General features: G+C 45.6%; 20 protein-coding genes. 1 reads left to right on the top strand and 19 read right to left on the bottom strand.

From position 1 onward, the window contains the following. Nucleotides 1-36: 36 nt before the first annotated feature. The 11 genes from AC27FN_RS01330 to dnaE all read right to left on the bottom strand — a co-directional run bounded on the left by AC27FN_RS01330 (nucleotide 37) and on the right by dnaE (nucleotide 12,821). On the bottom strand, nucleotides 37-591 hold the full coding sequence (locus tag AC27FN_RS01330; protein ID WP_487166230.1) for an SAG1386/EF1546 family surface-associated protein: 555 nt from the start codon (nucleotides 589-591) through the stop codon (nucleotides 37-39). Nucleotides 592-649: 58 nt separating this feature from the next. Further along, nucleotides 650-2,164, bottom strand: coding sequence for a RecQ family ATP-dependent DNA helicase (locus tag AC27FN_RS01325; protein WP_487166229.1), 1,515 nt, complete (start codon nucleotides 2,162-2,164; stop codon nucleotides 650-652). Next, entirely contained in the window at nucleotides 2,133-3,170 is a 1,038-nt protein-coding gene (locus AC27FN_RS01320) for a helix-turn-helix domain-containing protein (protein ID WP_487166228.1), read from the bottom strand. Before AC27FN_RS01320 ends, AC27FN_RS01325 begins: the two co-directional genes overlap by 32 nt. Before the next feature lie 54 nt (nucleotides 3,171-3,224). After that, nucleotides 3,225-3,971, bottom strand: a complete 747-nt coding sequence (locus tag AC27FN_RS01315) for a pseudouridine synthase (protein ID WP_487166227.1) — start codon at nucleotides 3,969-3,971, stop codon at nucleotides 3,225-3,227. 13 nt (nucleotides 3,972-3,984) lie between these two features. After that, on the bottom strand, nucleotides 3,985-4,644 hold the full coding sequence (gene scpB, locus AC27FN_RS01310) for an SMC-Scp complex subunit ScpB (RefSeq protein WP_487166226.1): 660 nt from the start codon (nucleotides 4,642-4,644) through the stop codon (nucleotides 3,985-3,987). Next, nucleotides 4,644-5,492, bottom strand: a complete 849-nt coding sequence (locus AC27FN_RS01305; protein ID WP_487166225.1) for a segregation and condensation protein A — start codon at nucleotides 5,490-5,492, stop codon at nucleotides 4,644-4,646. The genes scpB and AC27FN_RS01305 overlap by 1 nt, the downstream gene beginning before the upstream one ends. Then, nucleotides 5,482-5,841: an N-acetyltransferase gene (locus tag AC27FN_RS01300; protein ID WP_487166224.1), complete on the bottom strand. Its 360-nt coding sequence runs from the start codon at nucleotides 5,839-5,841 to the stop codon at nucleotides 5,482-5,484. Before AC27FN_RS01300 ends, AC27FN_RS01305 begins: the two co-directional genes overlap by 11 nt. A 21-nt stretch (nucleotides 5,842-5,862) precedes the next feature. Next, nucleotides 5,863-6,774, bottom strand: coding sequence for a site-specific tyrosine recombinase XerD (xerD, locus tag AC27FN_RS01295; RefSeq protein ID WP_487166223.1), 912 nt, complete (start codon nucleotides 6,772-6,774; stop codon nucleotides 5,863-5,865). After that, on the bottom strand, nucleotides 6,764-7,651 hold the full coding sequence (locus AC27FN_RS01290) for a CvfB family protein (protein ID WP_487166222.1): 888 nt from the start codon (nucleotides 7,649-7,651) through the stop codon (nucleotides 6,764-6,766). The genes xerD and AC27FN_RS01290 overlap by 11 nt, the downstream gene beginning before the upstream one ends. Before the next feature lie 160 nt (nucleotides 7,652-7,811). Beyond that, a complete protein-coding gene (pyk, locus tag AC27FN_RS01285) occupies nucleotides 7,812-9,233 on the bottom strand; it encodes a pyruvate kinase (protein WP_487166221.1) in 1,422 nt (473 codons plus the stop codon). Nucleotides 9,234-9,407: 174 nt separating this feature from the next. After that, on the bottom strand, nucleotides 9,408-12,821 hold the full coding sequence (gene dnaE, locus AC27FN_RS01280) for a DNA polymerase III subunit alpha (RefSeq protein WP_487166220.1): 3,414 nt from the start codon (nucleotides 12,819-12,821) through the stop codon (nucleotides 9,408-9,410). A 151-nt stretch (nucleotides 12,822-12,972) separates the two neighbouring features. On the opposite strand from dnaE, the gene AC27FN_RS01275 reads away from it, so the two are divergent. Further along, a complete protein-coding gene (locus tag AC27FN_RS01275) occupies nucleotides 12,973-13,170 on the top strand; it encodes a YjzD family protein (protein WP_487166219.1) in 198 nt (65 codons plus the stop codon). Between the two features lie 154 nt (nucleotides 13,171-13,324). Here the strand turns inward: AC27FN_RS01275 and pepT are convergent, their stop codons facing one another. The 8 genes from pepT to glyQ form a co-directional block, all read right to left on the bottom strand. Further along, nucleotides 13,325-14,563 (bottom strand): peptidase T, encoded by a 1,239-nt coding sequence (pepT, locus tag AC27FN_RS01270; RefSeq protein WP_487166218.1) that lies wholly within the window; start codon nucleotides 14,561-14,563, stop codon nucleotides 13,325-13,327. 52 nt (nucleotides 14,564-14,615) lie between these two features. Continuing rightward, a complete protein-coding gene (locus tag AC27FN_RS01265) occupies nucleotides 14,616-15,416 on the bottom strand; it encodes a Nif3-like dinuclear metal center hexameric protein (protein ID WP_487166217.1) in 801 nt (266 codons plus the stop codon). Beyond that, nucleotides 15,394-16,110, bottom strand: a complete 717-nt coding sequence (locus AC27FN_RS01260; protein ID WP_487166216.1) for a tRNA (adenine(22)-N(1))-methyltransferase — start codon at nucleotides 16,108-16,110, stop codon at nucleotides 15,394-15,396. The genes AC27FN_RS01265 and AC27FN_RS01260 overlap by 23 nt, the downstream gene beginning before the upstream one ends. Nucleotides 16,111-16,269: 159 nt before the next feature. Next, nucleotides 16,270-17,400 carry an RNA polymerase sigma factor RpoD gene (gene rpoD, locus AC27FN_RS01255; RefSeq protein ID WP_487166215.1) on the bottom strand — a complete coding sequence of 377 codons (1,131 nt, stop codon included), beginning with the start codon at nucleotides 17,398-17,400 and terminating at the stop codon, nucleotides 16,270-16,272. 63 nt (nucleotides 17,401-17,463) lie between these two features. Next, nucleotides 17,464-19,293 carry a DNA primase gene (gene dnaG / locus AC27FN_RS01250; protein WP_487166214.1) on the bottom strand — a complete coding sequence of 610 codons (1,830 nt, stop codon included), beginning with the start codon at nucleotides 19,291-19,293 and terminating at the stop codon, nucleotides 17,464-17,466. A 186-nt stretch (nucleotides 19,294-19,479) separates the two neighbouring features. Then, a complete protein-coding gene (locus AC27FN_RS01245; RefSeq protein WP_487166213.1) occupies nucleotides 19,480-19,845 on the bottom strand; it encodes a DUF488 domain-containing protein in 366 nt (121 codons plus the stop codon). Nucleotides 19,846-19,963: 118 nt separating this feature from the next. Then, nucleotides 19,964-22,054 carry a glycine--tRNA ligase subunit beta gene (gene glyS / locus AC27FN_RS01240; RefSeq protein ID WP_487166581.1) on the bottom strand — a complete coding sequence of 697 codons (2,091 nt, stop codon included), beginning with the start codon at nucleotides 22,052-22,054 and terminating at the stop codon, nucleotides 19,964-19,966. 5 nt (nucleotides 22,055-22,059) lie between these two features. Beyond that, nucleotides 22,060-23,025 carry a glycine--tRNA ligase subunit alpha gene (gene glyQ / locus AC27FN_RS01235; RefSeq protein WP_487166580.1) on the bottom strand — a complete coding sequence of 322 codons (966 nt, stop codon included), beginning with the start codon at nucleotides 23,023-23,025 and terminating at the stop codon, nucleotides 22,060-22,062. Nucleotides 23,026-23,288: the final 263 nt, after the last annotated feature.

Raw genomic sequence — 23,288 nt, 5'->3', positions numbered from 1 at the left:
AAACATTCCCGACGTTTACTCACGTGCTTAGCTTAGTTATTTGACCCGCAATTGCTGACCGGGAGCAACTTGAGCGCCGCTACTAAGTCCATTTAGCGTCAACAATTGTTGTAAGCTAATGCCATTATTTGCGGCCACTCGATAGAGCCCTTGACCAGCTTCAACGGTCACGTATTTTTCGTCACCATTGCTAGAACTGCTTGATGAAGCGGCACTGGCCGACTCGCTACTCGTTGAACTGGCCGGCGCAGACTCAGTCACGCTGCTCGCTGACACAGCAGCCTGCGCCGTCTTGGTACTGTTTTTTTGATCCTTGGTTTTTACACTAGTTTTCGAACTAGCCGACTTCTTTTTACTAGCTGACACGGAAACCGGTGCTGCACCTTGCGGATGATTAAAGGAATTCATGTTTGAGACGAAGTACCACACTGGCACGGAGGCAAGCGCAATGATAACCAGAACTAAAATCCCCGTGATCAACGAATTATGACTACTCCGTTTACGGTTTGCAGTTCTAGATAATTCGTCGTGATCTGCGGCGAATTGTTTGTCCCATGGCTTTTGCTGTTTGGGATCATTGTTTTGGCTCATGCCTAAGCCCTCCTAAATTTAATCATCGATTACATCCATCTTAGCATAGTCCGTAAACTCAATTGGTAAAGTTTTCGCTAAAAAGTTGGTGTAACTGGTCGCGCCAATGATGCACAGCCGATCGAACATCCGCCGATTGCAGCGAATTGCTCGGTAAATGCAGTCGATCAACCTCAAGTTGAGTTCCCACTGGTGCACAACAGGTCACAGAATGCACTGGGGCTGACTCACCAAAGGTACTCAATAGTTGTGCCCGTAAACAGGTGGTACTGCGCACGTACTTAAATAATTGTGCCAGCGAATGCTGTTGTGACCTGCGACGAGCTGCAAACAAACGTTCAACTTGGTCAATAGTATAGTGATGCGCTCGATAATAACTGATCAGATCATGCGACTCACTAGTTAAATTCACCTGGGGTGTAGCGTAAGCCTCAGCAATTTCGGCGTCCGATGGTAGTTGTAAATTCACAAGATCGACCGGTCGTTGTTGATCGCCAGGAGCCATTACCACCACCGCGAGGCTTGGTTTGCCGTCACGCCCTGCCCGACCAATTTCTTGCACATAATCGTTTAAACTCACCGGTAAATGATAGTGAAAGACAAATCGGATGTCTGCCTTATCAATACCCATGCCAAATGCGCTGGTTGCGCACACTACCTGTAATTGATTTTGCATAAACTGCTGCTGAATCGCAAAACGGGTTTGCCCATCCAAGCCTGCATGATAAGCGGCGGCCGTATACCCTTGGTCAACTAATAACTGGGCCCACTCGCTAGCTTGGGCCTTGCTTGAAAAATAGATAATTCCTGGAAAGGTGGCCTCTTGTAGCAAGGCTAACAGGCGGGTCTCCTTTTGCTGAATCGATGCCACCTGTTCAACAGCTAAAAAAATATTTGGCCGATCAACGGAGTGTACAATGATTTGAGCGGTCTCATCAAACTTTAAAACCCGTTCAATATCTTGCCGGACTTGCTGATCAGCCGTTGCCGTTAAGGCCAATGTGACCGGATACCCTAACTGTTGGCGAACCAGTCCTAAATTTAAGTAGGCCGGACGAAAATCAGGGCCCCACGTTGAAATACAATGGGCTTCATCAACGACCATTAACCCCAAAGGTAATTGCTTTAGCGCATTTAAAACGCGATCATTCAATAACATTTCTGGCGAAACAAAAATAAATCGATACCGGTCCAACTGATTTAGAACTTGTTGTTGATCCGCTGGCTTAAGCATTGAATTTAAAGCGACTGCTCGCCGTTCACCGCGGCGATTAAGTCGTCCGACTTGATCTTGCATTAAAGCCAATAACGGTGAAACAATTAGCGACGGACGATTGAGTAGATAAGTCGTCAACTCATAAATTAAGGTTTTCCCACTACCAGTTGGTAAGACTGCCAAGACATCGCGACCAGCTTGCAAACTATCAATCGCTTCTGCTTGACCATCGTGAAACTGCTGATAACCAAAATGCGTTTTTAAAGCCGCTAATCGTTCTCGGGCGCGACTGACACTTGTTTGTTGTAACTTTAATCGCGGATCATCAGGTTTCACGTGTGTCGGTTCTTGTGTCATGTTTACTCTCCAAAATCTGCGTCAACCGAAACAAAAAGAAATCTGTGGTCACTGCTTGTTGATCGAATTGCCACAAATCGATGTTTTGCGGCATATTACCCACTAGTCGATGGTGAACATCGGCGGATAGAAATTTTGAATAGGGAAATTGATCAATTGGCAGTAAAATGGCTGCCGTTAATAAATGCTCATTGACTGTACTCAACTTTAAACGTCGCTGCTCACTGATCTGCTGACGAGACCGATCTGCTTGAATAGCCTGCAAAGTTTGTTCGATAGAAGCCGACAACTGCGGTTGCCAGCAAGCTGACACAAGCTGTCCCAGTGACGTGCTTGGAGACGAAAAAGCCGCGGCAAATTCTAACCAGTTAGCCAATTGTCGTAGTTCAAGTTCCCAGCTTGGCAATTCAAATTGCTGTGCAAGCTGACTGGTCGTTAATCCCGTCACCGATCCCCCTACGAGTTGGGCAACAAATAAGTTGGCTTGCAATTCTGACTGTTGCTGTAACCAGTCGGCCAATGCCGCAATTGTTTGTTTCTGATCATGTTGTTGATTCACGCGTTCAAACCATGAACGGACTGCCTGACGTGCAGGTCCCCCCACGCTAAGTGGAAAGTAGTTCATTTGGTGATGCGACTGTTGCGCCAGTGCTTGCAGGCCTAATAGGACGGTTTCACGCAACTGATTTAAATGAAGCACCCTCGCCCATTGTCGCGTTGCTTTTGGCAACATCACATCCGCATTGATCCGCGTAGCAGTCGGCGACAACAATAACTGACCATCATCATCACGTTGAACTTGATTATTAGCGACCAGCTGACGAAGTGTGGCTTCAAAACTCGTCCACGTCAAATTAGGCAATGTGTTTAGCCATGACAATACGTCATACCGTAAACTCCAAAATAAAATCGAGACTGTCTTTCGGCCGCGTAAACAATTGTAAATCACCTTCGACCGTCGTGGTTGTGTTGACGATAACAGGGCAAGCAATAATTCTGGTGCCATAATGGCCTCCAACAATAATCAAACTTAAGTCAGCAACAACAGCGATTTAGTCCATTATCGGCGACGTTGATGTGGTTTTGTCGTCTGGCTGACTACCTCACGCAGCGCTAACAATTCTTGAGGCTTTAGTGGCCGGTAATCCCCGGAGGTTAACCCAGTCAAGGTCAACGGACCATATGTTTCTCGGCTAAGTTTTTCAACCGGTGTCCCGATAGCTGCCAACATATTTTTAACTTGGTGATTGTGACCTTCATGGATCGTCAACTGAACCACAGCCGTGTTTTTCCGCCGCTCGATACTCAATATTTTACCCTTGGCAGGGGCCGTCTTATGGCCCGCAATCACTAGTCCATGGCGAAGCTGCTCCAACGCTTCATTAGTCGGAATTCCTTTCACCTTAGCGACATAAGTTTTATCAACCTTGTAGCGTGGATGCATCAGTTGATTAGCCAATTGGCCATCATTTGTTAATAACAATAGTCCGGATGTATCGTAATCGAGTCGACCAACGGGATACACGCGCTCCGTCACCTCTTCTAACAGGTCAACCACCGTCTGGCGGCCCTTATCGTCATGAGCAGTGGAAACCACCCCGCGAGGTTTATAAAGCAAATAATAAACAAATTCTTCTTGCATCAAGGCGACGCCATCAACTTGAATCGCGTCATTGGGGCCAACTTTAGTCCCTAATTCTGTCACCACCTGCCCGTTGACTTGAACGTGCCCGGTGGCAATCAGCGTTTCAGACTTGCGCCGTGACGCGACGCCAGCTTGTGCCATAATTTTTTGTAGTCGTTCCATTGTGACTCCTTTTTTAAAATGCATTATCCGTTGCTGCCTGATCCGAAGTGGTGGTGCTTGGTGAGGCTGCCGACCCTTGGTCCGAAGTTCCTTGCCCGGTTAGTTGCTGATTAAACGCGGTTAAGAACAAGTCTGAATTAAGGGGCTGATCTGTATCGGCTTCTGCCACTTGAGGTAATGGTGGTAATTGCGCGATCGTGGCCAAACCAAAGTAATCTAAGAAATAATTAGTTGTTTGATATAAAATTGGTCGCCCTGGCTCATCTTTGCGTCCGTGAGCTTCAATTAAATTTCTTAAAACCAGCTTTTGCAATGTCGCAGTACTCGACACGCCACGAATTTCATCAATATCGATTCGTGTAACTGGCTGTTGATAGGCTGTAATTGCCAAAACTTCTAACGAGGCTTGCGATAAACTGGTCGCCAAAGGGGCCTCAAAATAACGTTTGATCACCGGCGCTAACTCAACCTTGGTCGCTAACCGAAAAACACCATCATTGACTAGCAAACATAAGGGATCATCCGCGTTGGCTTGATGGCGTTGTTTGATTTCATCCAGTAAATGATTGATTGCTGGGCGCATAAAACCAGTTGCATGAGCCAATTCGGCTAATGAAATGCCCTCATCGCCTGCAACAAATAGTAATCCTTCAACTTGTTCGATATTGGTCATTAATTTGCGTCATCCTCAAAACTTAGTGTCGATGGGAGTGTCTGTTTTTGTCCATAAACCATAATGGGACCATTGATTGTCGTCTGATCACAATGAATCGAGTCCGCTTTAACCAACTCTAACATGGCTAAAAAGGTGGTAACTAATTCATCGGTTCCCGGTGTTTGATCAAATAAGGTCGTAAATTCTTGCGGTTGTCCAGGCTTCAGTCGTGACAATAATTTCTCCATTTGATGGCGGATAGAAAAGGTTTCCGTGGTGACCGTTTTAAAGACCGGTTTAACCTGCTGACGGCGCAGGAGCATTTGATCAAAGGCGGCCTGTAAATCAGCTATTGAGAGGCCGGCAGTCACTGGGGCTAATGCTAATCCTTCCGGAAGTGCACTGGCAGGTCGAGTAAAGTGTTGTTGGCGATCCTGCTCTTTTTGCCGCAACTCACCGGCGGCCCGTTGGTAACGGCGATATTCTAATAACTGCGCGACCAGCTCAGCACGTGGGTCATCCATCGGTTCATCTGCTGGCTCGACCAATGGCTCTGGTTTGGGCAATAATAAACGACTCTTAATTGTCATTAATGTGGCTGCCATCACTAAATACTCACCAGCAACATCCAATTTCAAGACCTTCATACTGTGCAAGTAACCTAAATATTGGCTGGTAATGGCCGAAATTTGAATATCATAAATATCCATCTCAGCCCGTCGAATTAAATGCAGGAGTAGATCTAGTGGTCCTTCAAAATCATCAATTTTAATGGTTGGTTGATTAGCTAAGGCTTGGTTAATTTGGGCTTCACGATCATGGGCGGTTTGACCGGCACGCCTTTTGGTCCCGGATTTAGCGGGCATCAAGGTTCTGCCACCTCATTAACATCGGTGTGGTCGCGATCGTACCCATGAGTTTACGGTCAGGAAACAACTCAGCCACGGCATCTAAAATCGCTTTGCGTGTCTGGTCATTTCGCTCTTGAGGTGATAACGCCAACAGCCGAATCAAAATAAAATCATTTTCTTGTTCAAAACCGACCACGCCGGTAAACTGCTGTTGCTCATTTCGCCAAAGATACATTTCCCGCCCTGTACCTTCCGCGTACCACTGCATTTCAGCTTTTAAGTGGGCCATCTTATGAAAATCTGGTAGGTAAGACAGTAACCCCATGGTCGTTTTTTGATAATCATCACGATATTTAACTAGCATGTAGCTGTCCTCCAATCCCAATTAGGCTCGTGGATGAGCCCGTTTATAAACTTCGGTCAGTCGCTGCTTAGAGATATGGGTATAAATCTGCGTCGTCGAGATATCCGAATGACCTAATAACTCTTGCACAACACGCAGATCCGCCCCGTTTTCCAAAATGTGGGTCGCAAATGAATGTCGCAACGTGTGCGGGGTGACGTCCTTATCAATGCCCGCCGCTTTAACCATTGCTTTTAGATTCTTCCAAACGCCTTGACGAGTTAACTGCCGACCATGAGCATTCACAAAGATCGCGCTGGTCGCTTGTTCTCGAACTAACTGCGGCCGAATCGTTTCAAGATACTGCGTTAACCATTCGCTCGCAATTTCGCCAATCGGAATGAGTCGTTCTTTATGACCTTTACCGATCGTTTTAACGAATCCCAAGTCTAAATGCAGATCATTACCAGTTAAATTAATCACTTCGCTGACACGTAAACCAGTCGCATACATCACCTCTAATAACGCACGGTCTCGGATTCCTAACGGCTTAGTCACATCCGGAACTTGTAACAGGGCGTCCACTTCAGCAGTCGTTAAGACCTGCGGCAAATGATGGGCAGACTTTGGCGGATCAACCTTTAACATCGGATTATCGGTCACGTACCCGTCCCGGGTTAAAAACAAAAAATATTTCCGTAAAACGGAGACAGTGTGAATAACCGTATTGCGAGCTTTGTGCGCTTGATCCTGAGCTTGGAGATAAGTCAAAATGACGTAACGATCCACCTGCGACAATTGCGAAATTTTTTGAGTCACTAAAAAATGATTAAAGGCCCGTAGCTCTCGTTCGTAACTCGTCACACTATTCGGTGCCAAACCACGCTCTACCTGAATATAGCGTAAGTATTCTTGGGCTGGATCCGTTAGTGATTTAGGTTCCTTAATTGTCATGACCCGCTTGTTCGCCTGCCTTTGTCAACGTCAATCCTGTTTCACTCTGCTCGATATAGCGCAGTCGTAACAAGTGTCCGACAGCTCGTTTAAATTGCCCCTTACTAATCCCAAAGTATTCTTTGATTGCTGCTGGACTACTTTTATCAGTAAATGGCAGTTGTTTCATTGGATCGTGATTCAAGGCCGCTAACAGTTGAGCAGCATCTTCATCGATGGCCTGATAAGCACGGGGCTTCAATGATAAGTTCACAGCACCATCTGGACGAACACCAATAACCCGACCAGTGACATGTTCACCAAGACGAGGCTCATGATCACGTTCTGAGGGATGAATAAAGCCCAAATAATAATCGTCCGTCAGCACAAGCGTCCCCGCTAATTTTAATCGGTAGACGGTTGCCGCAATATCCTGATTAACCAACTTTTGTGTCGCACGCCGACTAATAGCTGTGAAGATTTCACTATCCGCCAGATGTCCCCACAGTCGGTTTTTATCGTCAATGACTAAGCTGATCATCAAACGGTCCCCTTTTTGGGGTGTCAGTGCAGCAATCGTCGGTAATTCATCAACAGAAACAACGATGTCTTTGTTAGACAGTCCAATATCCACGAAAACGCCCAAGCCATGTGCAGCTCGCACGACTGTCCCAAAAGCATAATGGCCCACTTGAACTTTAGGAATATTCGTCGTGATTTGATATTGGTGACTTTCGTTTTCGTATGCAAAACCAATAATTTGAGCACCAATTCCCAGTTGATGATCAGCCTCTTGTTTTGCGAACAAAAAAGAAAACCCATCACGCTGAACGATGTAAAAATCGTCGTTTTGGTCCGTTACCTTAGTTTCGATAACGCGACCGAGTAAATCATGCATGCAGACTGCCTCCTGGCAAAAATTGATTGAGCCTATTATAGCAGATGATGAGGTGTGACGCGATGTCAACCACAATTGAGCCAAAATTATCTGAGATCGATATTCCGACAACAAAAAAGCTGTCTCCCAAAACTGGAAGACAGCTTCATTGCATCAATAATTAATCAATTCGCATAACACGCATGATGTTGGTTGTACCCTTAGTACCAACCGGCACACCAGCAGTCACTAAGATGGTATCGCCTTTTTCAGCCAGGCCTTCTTCAACAACCCGTTTCTTAGCTAACGCAAACATATCATCGGTGCTTGCTGGCGCGGTGTCGATCACTGGGTAAACACCCCAGTTAATCATCAAACCACGTTGTGTCCGAGCATCAAAGGTCACCGCTAAAATATCAGCATTTGGCCGATATTTACTAATCATCCGTGCCGTATGACCAGATGCAGTTGCCGCAACAATCGTCTTAACATGCAGGTTACTTGCAGTGCGAGCAACAGCAGCTGCCACAGCTTCAGTGACATCAGACGTGTCATAGTTGTGGTTAATGTGACCGTCAACACTCAAGTCATTTTCAGCCTTGATGTCAATCCGGTTCATCGTTGCAACTGATTCAACTGGGTAATCCCCATTAGCAGATTCACCAGACAACATGGTGGCATCTGTACCATCAAAGACGGCATTGGCCACATCGGAAGCTTCCGCACGAGTTGGCCGTGGGTTTTCTTGCATCGAATCCAACATTTGTGTGGCCGTGATAACTGGTTTGCCTAATTCGTTACAACGACGGATCAATTCCTTTTGAACCAACGGAACATTTTCAGGTGGAATCTCAACCCCCATGTCCCCACGAGCAACCATTAAACCATCTGACACTTCAAGGATATCGTCAAAATTGTCGATACCTTCTTGTGATTCGATCTTCGGGAAAATCTGAACGTGTTGCATGTTCTTTTCTTCAAGCAAAGCCCGGATGTCTAAGACATCTTGCGCCTTACGCACAAATGAAGCCGCGATGAAGTCAATTTCATTGTCTAGACCGAAGCGAATGTCAGAAGCATCCTTTTCGGTGATCCCAGGCAGATTGATGGAAACACCAGGGGCGTTAACCCCTTTACGTGAGCCCAAGACACCATTATTTTGAACAGTGGTCACTAATTCATGCGTGGCATCGTCTTTTTCGTCGATCTTCATGTCAATCAAACCATCATCAAATAACACATGGCCACCGACATGAACATCATCGTAGAGACCTGGGTAGGTCACAGCAATTTTGTCGTGAACACCTTCAAGACTGTCATCCATCGAAATTCGAACTTTATCACCAATCTTGTAGGCAATCTTACCGTCCTTTTGAACCGTGGTCCGGATTTCCGCACCCTTGGTATCTAACATGATGCCGACCGTCTTACCGGTAATCTTTTCAGCTTCATGGACATTATTCATCCGACCCAAGTGTTCTTCATGATCTCCGTGAGAAAAGTTAAACCGGAAAACGTTGGCTCCGGCTTCGATCAGCTTAACAATCGTGTCAACGTCGGTACTAGCTGGTCCAAGCGTGCTAACGATTTTAGTTTTCTTCATAAGAAAAATCTCTCCCTTTGATTTGTGCCACATGGTGGCGAGTTTTTGAGACAGCATGTCTCAATCAATTACAAAAACAGTTTAACACTTTTTAAAACACTCTGTCGCCCTTTTCATTTGTTTTCACAAACATTTATGAAAACAGTGACTTTGTTTTCATTCTTTTCAATCTGCTTAATCTTTTGAAAGCGGGTTCTGGCGAAACACAACATTTTCATTGCCGAAAATTTGTGACAAACTTGCTTTGATCTCGTTAGAAAAGCCTAGGTTATAAGTGGACGCTAATCTAACCGTGCGGCCACTAGCCTGATCGTGAACAATCACCGGATTATCACCATGCATCTGTTGATGTTGGGCTTGAAACCACTGCTGAGCAGTCTCGTCATTGGTGGGGGTCGTTTGTAAATACCAAGTTCCCGTCTGGCGCGTCGTTGGCTGGTTTGCTTGAGTGACCTGAGTGGCTTGATTGGCAAGTTGAAGTGAATCAGCGACAATTTCAAGTTGTCGACCTGTATCAATGCGTCCCCGCACCACCACGACCTGTTCAGGTTGTAACCATGCGCTAACTGCTTGCCAAAGCCGTGGAAAAATGGTGATGGACAATTCGCCAGATGGATCATTCCCGCTGACAAAAGCCATCCGATCACCTTTTTTTGTTCTAATTTCGCGAATTCTACTGGTATACAAAAGGACCGTGGCTGATTGACCGACCGTTAAATCTACCACCGGAGTTGCTTGTAACTGACGACTCAAACCGGTGTATTGTTCAACTGGATGACCTGATAAGTAGGCGCCTAGCACGTCGGCTTCATGAGCTAACTTATCCTTTAAGGGCAGGTCCGGTAACGCTGCAACCTTTGGTTTTAAACCAAGATTACTTTCAAACAGGTCAATATTAACTTGGGCTCCCGATAAGACCCGCGGTAAAAGATCTAACAACTGGGCGCGATTCAGACCGAAATGATCAAAAGCACCAGCATAGATCAAGGCAGTCAGACCTTCTGCTTTGCGAAATTGTGGCTCAATGCGATTTACAAAATTATCTAGATCAGTAAAGGGACCTGATGCTTGGCGACTCGCCAAAACATTGGTCACAAAGTCACGTCGGAGTCCTTTGACATCGCCCAATCCAAAAATAATTTGTCCATTAATTAACGAGAAATCTTGCTGACTCACATTGACATCTGGGGCAGCCACATTCACACCATGTTGCCGGGCCTCCAACAGATACAACTTTATTTTGGTTGAATTACCAAGCACGGAGTTCAATAGCGCCGTAAAGAAGGCCCCCGGATAATGAACTTTTAGATAAGCTAACTCAAACGCCATCTTACTGTACGCTACAGCGTGGGAGCGATTAAATCCATAGGAAGCAAAGTTTTCGATGTAATCATACACCTGTACGGCCGTCGCCTGAGTAAAACCCTTTTGAACTGCGCCATCAATAAAATCATGTCGTAAGGCGTCAATCTTTTCATGATCTTTTTTGCTCATCGCGCGTCGTAATAAGTCGGCCTTGCCCAGGGAGAAGCCGCCCATGACACTCGCCACGCGCATAACCTGCTCTTGATAGACAATAATGCCATATGTTGGCCCTAGAATGGGAGCCAATGCCTGCGCAGGATAGCTGACCGGCTCCTGTCCTTTTTTACGGGCAATGAAATGATCAATATTTTCCATTGGACCGGGGCGATACAGCGCATTGACAGCAACAACTAATTCAAAGGTCTCTGGATGTAACTGACGTAAAACATTCTTAATGCCACTGGATTCGAACTGGAAGACGCCATTCGTCTCTCCTCGTTGAAAAAGTGTTAATGTATCTTGATCCGTTAGTGGAATATCATTCACCACTAATGCCTGTCCCGTCGTTTGCGCAATCGTTGCCAAACTATTGGCCAAGATTGTCAAATTACGCAGACCCAAGAAGTCCATTTTCAACAATCCCAACGCTTCAACCGTATTTTTAGGAAACTGGGCAACTAATAACCCTTCAGACCCAGCTTGAACGGGAACAATCGCGGTTAACGGCTGATCACTTAACACGACCCCGGCAGCATGAGTTGAGGTATGCCGTGGTAGACCCTCTAAGGCGATCGCAGTCTCAAACAAAAGCTGATTTAATGAACTATCCGCAATTAAATTTTTTAGCGGTTGTGATTGTTCTTGGGCATCACTTAAGGTGACACCTAACCCACCAGGAATTGCGTGACTCCAGTCAGTTAATTGATACGTCGATAATCCAAAAACGCGCCCGACATCACGAATCACCTGCTTAGCTCCTAATGTGCCAAAGGTAATGATTTGTCCGACCTTATCGGCACCATAACGATCTCGCACATACAGCAGTAGCTGATCACGTTTGTCATCAGGAATGTCTAGGTCAATATCTGGCATTTGTGCCCGTTGGTCATTTAAGAATCGTTCAAAGAGTAAGTCGTAAGCTAAGGGGTCTACTTCAGTAATGGCCAAAACATAAGCGACTAACGACCCAGCTGCTGAACCACGTCCTGGACCAGTCGTAATCTGATGTTGATGGGCAAAATTCATGACATCCCACACGATCAAAAAGTAATCATCAAAACCGAGCTGGTGAATGACGGTTAATTCATGCGTTAAACGCTTTTGGTAGCGATCAATCAACGGCTGCCCGTCACCCAGTCGCTTTGCTAGGCCTTGCTCACATAAATCACGTAAATAGTGTTCAGCGGACTGTCCGGCTGGTGTCTGAAAGTGAGGAAGCTGTGGTGCTTGGAACGTAAAATCAACCGTGGCCGTCGTGGCAATATGCGCAGTTGCTAAAATAGCATCATTTAAATTTAATTGTTGGTAATGGGCAGTTAATGGACCCGCTTCACGTAAGTACCATGGACCGGTCTGTTGACTTGCAACACCAAGATTCGTTATCTGCTCGCCTGCTTCAACCGCAGCCAATACATTTGTCTTAAATTGATCATCCGGATTTAAATATCGGATAGGATTCATGGCCACGAGTGGCACCTGATTTTGCTGCGAAAATTCTTGCAAATTCTCAATGGCGGTGCCCGATTGCTGGTCACTAACCCCAACGAAGACGGCCTGTTCATCGGCCACCTGCTGCAGCTGCTGAAGTAGGTGTTGGGCCTGACCATCTTGCCCTGAATTGATGAGACGGCCAACTTCGCTTTCTAAACCATTCAAGATGTAAACATTGCTCAACCACGGCGAAATTTGCGTGACCGTCAAAGTTGCATCTGCAGTCAATGTCATTTTCTTTGAAGAAATTTGGATTAAATTTTGATAACCGGCCTGATTTTTCGCCACCAAAGTTAGTGGAAAGACTTGGTCGGGATGCTGTTCAGAATTCAATTCGATCGTCAAGCCAATCAATGGCTTAATGCCAGCCTTTTTAGCAGCGTTAAAAAAATCCACCACCCCGTATAAAACATTAATGTCGGTCAAGGCCAACGCCTCATAGCCGCGTTGCTTAGCCGCGTTCACCAACGCATCAATTCGGATTGGGCTGTGCAGCAAACTATAGCTGCTTAACACCGACAGCGGTACGACCTGGACGGCCTGATCATGAGTTGACCTTGTTTCTGGTTGCACCATGACAACTCCTTTCAAACGTTTGTTCGTACGATCATTATAACAAAAGCGACCGCCCACTGCTGAAGAAGTCCCTTTTAGACAGATAAATCCAATTGAAATCAGTAGCGAGAGTGTTAAACTACTAAATGAAACGAAAGGTGGTCAAAAAATGCGTTATTTAATCGTAATTTTTTGGGGCTTCATCTGGGGTGAAGTGATTGGCTACATCGGTGGTCAACTTGAATTGATGACTTATAAACCGTTGGAAATCGGCATCGTAGCCGCGATTGTTTGTGTCGTCGTTGCTACTTTTACTTATGTGATGGCTGATAAGCCAGCTCCTGTGACTAATGAAGCAAACAAATAGTGCATTCGCTTCTTGGCGGACGCACTTTTTGTTTGGAAAAAAATCAAAAAATATTGCAAAAGAAGCGACCGTACGCAGCCGATCAGGCTAAGTACACTCGCTTCTTTTTTTGTCTGGCTACAGAAGCCTTGAGGCCTTTTTTTAAAGGCGCCTTTTACGCTTCTGTATTCAGTTCACTAATCTTCAAAATAACGTCAACCGCTTGTTCCATCGTTGTCAAAGAAACAAATTCAAAGCGGCTGTGCATGTTTTCCCCACCGGCAAAAAGGTTCGGGGTTGGCAAGCCCATAAAGGAGATCTTTGAGCCGTCCGTCCCACCCCGCACTGGGTAAATCACGGGTTCGATGTTAAGGTCTTCCATTGCTTGTTTTGCCAAATCAACGGCGGTCATATCCTTTTCAAGGACTTCGCGCATGTTGTAATACTGATCTGTCAATGTCACATGAACACGGTCGGTTTCATAATCAGCGTTTAGCTTTTCAGCGATGTCTAGCATCTGTTGTTTGCGTTGTTCAAACACTTTCCGATCGTGATCGCGAATAATATAGGTGAGGGTTGCGTGATCCACCGTGCCATTCATTTTGTACAGGTGGAAGAAACCTTGCCGACCTTCTGTCAATTCGGGACGATCCCCTTCTGGCAAGAGGTTATGGAAGTCGATGCCCACCTGTAAGGCGTTAATCATCACGCCCTTGGCTGTGGCCGTGTGAACTTCTTTCCCATCAATTTCAATAGTTGCTTGGGCTGCATTAAATGTTTCGTATTCTAATTCACCAAGTGGACCGCCATCGACGGTATAAGCAAATTTAGCGCCAAAACCTTTAGCATCAAAGTGATCTGCACCAGTACCGATCTCTTCATCTGGGCCAAAGCCCACATGAAGATCACCATGCTTAACTTCTGGATGATTAACTAAGTAAGCCATCGCGGTGATAATTTCAGCCACCCCAGCCTTGTCATCCGCACCTAATAATGTCGTCCCATCGGTAGTAATTAACGTTTGTCCGGCGTATTTGTGCAAAGCAGGAAATTCAGCTGTTTTTAACACCCACTTACCGTCTTTACTCAAATTAATATCGGACTGTCCATCATAGTTTTCCACAATTTGGGGTGCAATATTTTCAGCATTAAAGTCCGCCGTATCAATGTGTGCAAGAAAACCAATTGGCGTCGTCTGACCATCGTCATTAGCGGGTAGGACCGCAGTGACGTACCCACTGTTGGGATCAGTCTGAATGTCACTCAACCCGATTTCGTTTAACTCCTCAGCAATCGATTTCAAAAAATCAACTTCACGCTGTGCTGATGGAATCGTGGTTGAATCGGGATCTGAACGTGTATTGACCTTCGCATATCCGATAAATCGGGAAAGTAATGATTCATATTTTGCCACAGTTGTCACACTCCTCGTCTTTGATAACCCTAGTGTACTCGATTTAATCCGCTTACACAAAAGTAAATGGATCGGTATTCGGTTGAGATTCAATGACTTCAATGCCCCATTGTTTTTGCAGCGACCATTGTTGCAACAACGTCGCTAGCTTGGGAATACAAATCGCTTCAATATGGTGCCCAGGGTCAACAACCGACAGGCCAGCCGCTAACATGTCATGCCCCGTATGATAATAAACATCTCCTGTCACGTAGACATCGGCGCCAGTGGCCTGCGCTTCGCGAAAGAATTTACCCCCATCGCCTCCTAAAACAGCGACTTTCTTCACCAAGCGGTCTGGTTCATGTGAAATTAAGCGTAATCCTGCTAAATTAAAATACGCCTTGCAGGATCGAGCAAAATCGACCACAGTCTGTGGCTTAGCTAATTGACCGACACGACCCATGGAAACCTCTGGATAAGTCGGGTTTGGCAACCAGCTGGTCACCTGCTGGAGGCCGAGTTGCTCAGCGAGCCAGTCATTCATGCCACCTGGCGCATTGTCGAGATTTGTATGGGCTGCATAGACTGTGATGTGGTGCTCGATAAGTTTGCCGTACATCGCAAGCTGAGGATCAGCGGCAAAATCTAAATTTTTAGCTGGCCGAAACATAACCGGATGATGTGCAAAAATGAAGTCGACCTGTCGTTCAATCGCCTCATCAACGACCTCCGGACGGACATCTAAGGTCGTCATCACCCGGTGAATGTCTGCCTGGCGATCACCGATTTGAAAACCAGTTGGATCGCCAGCTTCGCGATAACTTAATGGTGCAAATTGTTCAAATTGATCAATTAATGTTTGTGCGCGCATGGTCCAAAACCTCCTTAATCGAAGCAATCATCTCTGTCAGCGACGTCACCTTCTCAACTGGCACATGCTGAGCTTGCTTTAATGAAGCTAACACGCGTTGTCGTCGTATCAATTCATGTTGCCACTTTTCAATAAATGCCGTGTTTGGTTGCGCCAATAAGTGGGGGCCAAATTGGATTTGTTGGGCAGTCAAATGAACCGGGGCAGTTACCTTAACAGCGACGATAATCTCATAAATATGGCCCTCATCTTTGAGAATTTCCTCGCTAGTAATTTGATATTGATGTTGAACCAACCATTGGCGTAAATGAGCTTCCCCAACATTAGGCTGCAGGACTAATTTTTCTCTGCCAGATAGCCGTTGCCAACCGCGTGTCAAAATATCACTAATCAATGTACCGCCCATGCCAGCAATCACGATGGTATCTAATTGATCTTGCGGGTTAATAACGGCCAGTCCATCACCCAAGCGTGCCTCAATTTGTTCGGTTAGCCCTTGACTGGCAATTTCTGAACGAGCGTTTTCAAAAGGACCGGCGACCACCTCGCCGGCAATGGCCCGCTGAATTCGGTGTTGTTTGGTCAAAAACACTGGTAGGTAAGCGTGATCGGATCCAATATCTGCCAGTTTTGCTTGATCTGACACTTGATTAGCGACGGCGGCTAATCGTTTTGATAGATGGTTCGCATCCATAAGGTAACTCCTCTCAAATGTAGCTTTGCCTACTTAGTATACCAAGGTTAACCAGCAAACGGATAAGAATCCACCGTTGCCAAATAAGTTTTTAAACTAATCCAAAAATACCCACCGGCCAACAAGGCGGTGGGTATAATTTGGCGATATTAATTTTGCTTATTCTAGAAAATCTTTCAGTTGTTTGGACCGACTTGGATGACGTAATTTACGCAACGCTTTCGCTTCAATCTGTCGAATTCGTTCACGAGTGACGCCAAAGACTTTACCAACTTCTTCTAAAGTTCGCGTGCGACCATCATCTAACCCAAATCGTAATCGTAAAACATTTTCTTCTCGGTCAGTTAGCGTGTCAAGCACACTTTCCAGTTGCTCTTTGAGTAACTCATAAGCAGCATGGTCAGCTGGTGACGTCGCATCTTGGTCTTCGATAAAGTCACCCAAGTGAGAATCATCTTCTTCACCAATTGGCGTTTCTAATGAAACCGGCTCTTGAGCTATTTTCAAGATTTCACGAACCTTATCCGTCGGCATATCCATTTCGGCACCGATTTCTTCCGGAATGGGCTCCCGACCTAAATCTTGCAATAATTGTCGCTGAATCCGAATCAATTTGTTGATCGTCTCGACCATGTGGACCGGAATCCGAATCGTACGAGCCTGATCCGCAATGGCTCGGGTAATCGCCTGACGAATCCACCATGTTGCGTAAGTCGAGAATTTGAATCCCTTTCGGTAATCAAACTTCTCAACAGCTTTCATCAATCCCATGTTACCTTCTTGAATTAGATCCAAGAACTGCATGCCGCGACCGACATACCGCTTGGCAATCGACACAACTAACCGTAAGTTAGCTTCAGCTAGTTCCTGCTTGGCCTCTTCATCGCCTTGCTCGATCCGTAAGGCTAAGGCAACTTCTTCATCCGCTGATAACAACGGCACGCGACCAATTTCTTTCAAATACATGCGGACCGGGTCGTTGATTTTCACACCAGACGGTGCGGCATCACTGGCCTTCAGCTCTTTTTCAGAAACATCACTTTTTTTATTTTTCAAAGCATGTTCGGATGGGTCGCCGTTCTCGTCAACAACACTGATCCCAGCATCCTCAACCTTTTGCATTAAATCATCAATCTGGTCGGCATCCAACTTGAATGGTGTCACCAGCTTCGTCTGTAAGTCATCATACTGAACTTCTTTAGCCTTTTTGTGATCCTTAATTAAGGCGTTAACTGCTTTAGTATAACCTTTTTCATCAAATGCTTTGGTTGTTTCTTGCTTTTCAGACATGCAAGGTCCCCCTTATATTCGCTATCCAGCAAAACAATTAGTCTACACCGAATTTTTAAAAAATCAAGCTTGTTTCAAAGCTTGTTTTTGTTTATACAACTGAATCAGTTCTAGTGTTAGCTGATTCTGTAAATCACGGTTATTTAAACGTTTGGCCTCAGCCATGGCAATATTTTTTTGACGGATGGCCTCATCAATCGGCGCCTGGTTCATGATGATCTGAATGCAATCATCTACATCCGCTAAGTCGTCGCGATCAAACACGGGCTGTTCGGTCACATTGATTAGTGTTTGCTCAAGATCTGCATCATTAACATAATCGAGAAAACCAGCAATTTGCAGGTCGGGATGGGTTTGCTTATAACCCTGAGCCAACAAAAATAATGTCTGGTAAGCATCGTGAACAAAGTGAAAATCAGCATCGGCAGTGACATGTAACCAAACACTTTGATCAGTCAGCAAACGCTGTAACAACAGTTGTTCGGCCCGCTCAACTTGATCTAATTTAGGCGCTTGATAGCTAACGACCTTTTGTGGGGCGGTAGTCGATGATGCTTGTCCAGCGACCGGAATTGGCGCCTGACTTTGGCTAATATCTGCGAGTTGTTGTTGTAGAGACGCCTTGTCCAAATTGAAACGACTAGCAAGTTGATTTAGATACAAGTCTCGCTCAACTGGGGCACTCACCCCAGCCACAATCTTAAGTACTTCATTAATGTAACTTAATTGATCACTCTGATTATCTAAATTACGATTGCGTGCGAGAAATCTTAGTGCAAACCCTACCGGTGTTTCCTTAGCGCCCTCGTAGACAGCGCGAAACTGAGTTGCGTCGTATTTGCGGAGATATTCATCTGGATCCAACCCTTCAGGCATCTGAATGACGCCCAACTGCATATTACTGTGCGAGCCAATCAATGACAACGCCCGGTGCGTGGCATTTTGACCTGCATCATCGCCGTCATAAGAGACATATAATGTCTGGGCCACCCGCTGCAAGATGCCAATCTGTTCTGTCGTTAAGCTGGTCCCCATTGATGCGATCCCATTCTTGATCCCAGCCGAATAGGCAGCAATCACATCCATAAAACCCTCAAATAAAATAACCGCTTCAGCCTTACGAATTTCTCGCTTAGCCAAGTCAAAGTTAAACAGCGTTTCACTCTTATGAAAGATCTTTGTTTCTGGACTATTGAGATATTTGGGGGCATCCGGATCTTTCGTGAGCAAACGCCCTGAAAAAGCAATCACCTTACCACTGGCATTACGGATTGCAAACATGACGCGCCCGCTGAAACGATCACGTAATTGGCCATCTTGATTCTCGATAAACAGCCCCGACGTACGCAACAGTTGATAATCTACATGGCGTTCTTCAAATAATGGTTTTAGTAAACCTTCAGCTGGTGCAAAACCAATATTAAACGTATTGAGAATTTCATCTGTTAAGCCGCGCTGATGCAGATAACTCAGGGCAGCTTCACCAACTTGAGTGTTCATCAACACGTGATGATACAGTTTGGCGGCATCCTCGTAAAGTCCAATTAACTGGCCAACTTCTGAATTGGACTGGTCCGCATCAGAATGCCGAAATTCATCAGCAATCGTGATGTTAGCTTCGTCGGCCACCTGTACTACGGCCTCGGGAAAGCTGACATTATTGAGTTCCATCAGAAATTTAAAAACATTGCCGCCGCGGCCACAGCTAAAACAGTGAAAAATTTGTTTTTCTTCATTCACGGAAAAAGATGGCGTTCGCTCTTCATGAAACGGGCATAACCCAAATAAATTTTTCCCTGATTTTTTTAATTGGACGGTTTGACCAATAATATCGGCAATATTGACTGAGGTGCGGACATTTTCGATGATTTCTTCTGGAATTCTTGTTGCCATCTCGTCACCTCCATTCACGCTTACTAAGCGTAAAAAGACGCACTTTCCGACATCGTGAACATCCTCGTTACGCGAAGCAAAAAATGCGACTGAAAATAGACCTACTTACACACAATGAATATTATACACGCTGTTTCTGCAATGTACAGTATTTTGATTGGTGTCCGTTAAGTCCAAGATATTAAATTATTTTGTCAAGTGATCCTGTAGATATGCTAGTAAGACGACGGCGTTGTTGTGTTGCTCATCTTTCGCCCCATAAACTAGCGTTACATTCCCGTGCGCCAAGCCAGCCTTGATCTGTGCGATAAAGGCTGGCATTTGTGGATTTTTATCTAATTCAGTGTCATAAGCCCGTTTGAATGTCGAAAATCCCGCTGGATCGTGACCAAAACGTTGACGCACTTCAGTAGACGGGGCGATTGTCTTCACCCAGTAGGTCAATTTGGCTTTTTCCTTACTGATTCCTCTAGCCCACAGTCGATCCACAAAAATTCGTTCACCATCATCGTCGCTAATTGGAGCATAGATTCGCTTAATCGCTAACACCATCAACGACCTCCTTTGCGTAGGTAATCTGAGTTTACGGCACATTGATCATGATTACAAACAAAGCAGACACCGTGAAGGAATCTGCTTTGTCAGCTTAACCTGATTAAATTAGCCTACCTTATTTCACGACCAATTGATTTAAATCACCTAATTGCAACGTCAACTTAGTCAAACGCGCCAACTGATTTAGCCGGTTCTGCCGTACAGCTGCGTCATCAACCATGACCATGGTCGCCTCAAAGTAGGCGTCAATTACTGGTCGTAACTGAGCCAGCGACTGATAATTTTCTTCACGGCTCTGCTGATCAAAATGGTCGGAAATCTCATTAACAGCATCGTATAAATGCTGCTCCGCGTCATTCTCAAACAAGCTTGGATCAACCGGAAAATCGGTCTGTTTGATGACAGATTGCGCTAACCGAGTAACCCGATTCAGCGCCTCGACGACATCCTTAAAGTCTCCATCCTGAAGATGATTAAGGAGCACAGTAGCATCATCCATCATCGTCTCAACATCTGAAGTATCTGCGTTAGTGGCTGCTTCGACAATGTCGTGGCGAATGTTTCGATTACCAAACCATTGACGAACCCGATCTTGCATAAACTGTTGGATCTTGTTACGTCCATCTGCTAAATTAGCCATCAAGTCAGGACTCAGTTGGGCATGCTGCTGAGTCAAGGCAGCTTCGAATTCACGACTCATTTTAACGAGTGGCACATGCCAACCACGATCATGCAGAATCCGCACAATACCAAAGGCTTGTCGGCGTAGCGCATAAGGATCATTCGAACCGTTTGGAATCATCTGCGCGGCAAAGAATGTCATAATGCTATCGAATTTATCAGCAATCGCTAAAACAGCGCCAATATTGGATTGAGGTAATTCACCCTCGGCCGAAACGGGCTGATAATGCTCACGAATTGCCTGTGCCACCGCTGGTCGTTCACCGAACAAGAGCGCATACTTTTCGCCCATCACGCCTTGAAGTTCAGCAAATTCACCCACCATACCAGTGACTAAATCAAACTTATAAATGTCACTGGCCCGTTGCAGGTCCGCTAACTCAGCGTCCGTTAACCCCACCCGTTTGCCAATGAGTTGAGCCATAATTCCAGCACGCTTCATGTGTTCCGCCATTGAACCGATTTTATCGTGAAAACTAACCCCCGCTAATTTTTGAACATAGAAGTCAATATCATGCTTTTGATCTTCTTGGTAGAAAAACATGGCATCTTCCAAACGCGCCGTTAACACCTTTTCATTGCCCGCGATCACGTTGTCCAAATAGTTAGTATTGCCATTTCGGACGGAGACAAAATTTGGCAATAGCTGCCCAGTTTGATTTTGAACATGAAAGAAACGTTGATGGTCACGCATCGAGGTAATCAAGACTTCATCCGGAATCGTTAAGTATTTTTCGTCGAATTGACCGGCAAAAGCTGTCGGCCATTCGACCAAATTATTAACTTCTTCCAGTAAATCCTCGTCAACCGCCACAGTCCAATCGTGAGCCGTTGCCAGTTGTTGGATCTGTTCACGAATCCGTTGTTTACGTTTGGCAGCATCAGCGATGACGAAGACGTCCGCTAGTGCATCCTCGTAATCTGTCGCCTGCCCTAATTCAATTTCGTGACCAAGGAAGCGATGACCTTGCGTCGTGCGACCAGTCGTCAAGTTCAACAAATCAAAAGGCAGCACTTGCTCATCTAGTAACGCGACCAGCCAGCGAATGGGGCGCACATATTGGAACTTGTGGCTATGCCCCCATTTCATCATCGTCGGAAAGGTCATGGCGGTGATCACATCCTTCATTCCCGTCAATACTTCAGCGACTGGCGCGCCACTTTCATGTTTAGTCACAAAGACATAGTCCTCACCTTTAATCGATTTAAACGTAATGTCATCGGTGGTCGCTCCTTGCCCACGAACGAACCCTTGAGCCGCTTTTGTCCATTGACCAGCGTCATCTTGGGCAATCTTTTTTGCCGGCCCTTTGACTTCTTCATCAATATCTGGTTGTTGATCTGCCAAGCCGCTAACCAAAACGGTCAACCGGCGTGGTGTGGAGAACGGAGTGATCTTGGTAAACGTCATGCGTTGCTCGGTTAAAAAAGCGGTGGTCCGTTCAACTAACTGATTAATACTAGGTGTGACCACGTGAGCTGGAATTTCTTCTAACCCAATTTCTAATAAAAAGTCATGTGTCATCATGTTTATTTGGCCTCCTGTTTCCGCTGGCGGGCAGCTTGTTTAGCCTGTCGTTTTTCCCAAGCTTCAACTAATTGGGTGCGTTTTGCTTCATCTTTAATTAGTGGAAAACCACGTTTGGCACGTTCGTTGACAAATGTCTTAGCCACGCTACGAGCCATATTACGAATCCGGCTCAGATAACCAGCTCGTTCCGTAACTGAGACTGCACCACGAGCGTCCAATAAATTAAAGGTATGCGAACACTTTAAAATATAATCGTAGGCTGGATGAACCAAGCCCTTAGCTAAATTAGCTTGCGCTTCCTTTTCAAAATCATCAAAAAGGGTCAATAACATTGTTTGATTGCTTTCCTCAAACGAATATTTGCTGTGCTCAAATTCTGGCTCTTTGAAAATATCGCCATACAAAACACCGTCACTCCATTCCAAATCAAACACGGAATTGACATCTTGGATATATGACGATAATCGTTCTAGGCCGTAAGTAATCTCAGCAGCGACCGGATTCATTTCTAAGCCGCCGACAATCTGAAAATACGTAAATTGAGTAATTTCCATGCCGTCCAGCCAAACTTCCCAGCCAACTCCAGCACATCCCATCGATGGATTCTCCCAGTTGTCTTCAACAAATCGAATATCGTGTTCTAAGGGGTCAATGCCCAATTCCCGTAAACTATTCAAATATAAATCTTGAATATTGTCTGGCGCCGGCTTCATTAACACCTGAAATTGATGGTGCTGATATAACCGATTCGGATTCTCTCCGTAACGACCATCTGCCGGCCGACGACTTGGCTCAACGTAGGCCGCATTCCACGGTTCCGGCCCGATCGCCCGTAAAAAGGTATAGGGGCTCATGGTTCCGGCCCCTTTCTCCGTATCATAGGCCTGCATGAGCATACAGCCTTGTGCCGCCCAGTATTGTTGCAAAGTCAAAATGATTTGTTGGACAGACAGCTTCTGATCCACATGATTCTCCATAACCTAGCTCCTTAAAGTTTATTTGATGGCGTTACCTGGCCCGGTTACATCATCGAGTTGAAAAGAAAACGTCCCTCCATCGACAAATGGCCTGTCGATGTAGGGACGTGAAAAATTACGCGGTTCCACCCTACTTCCCGATGACTCGGGCAGCTTCATTTCAGTTAACTCCCAAAATGCCAATTACTCGAAATTTGGATCAGGCTACCACTATCCCTGACTCGCTGGACCATCTCTCGAGAACCCTTTTT

It is taken from the genome of Furfurilactobacillus sp. W61-4 (assembly GCF_057545565.1).
This window is presented reverse-complemented; position numbering and strand designations above follow the sequence as displayed.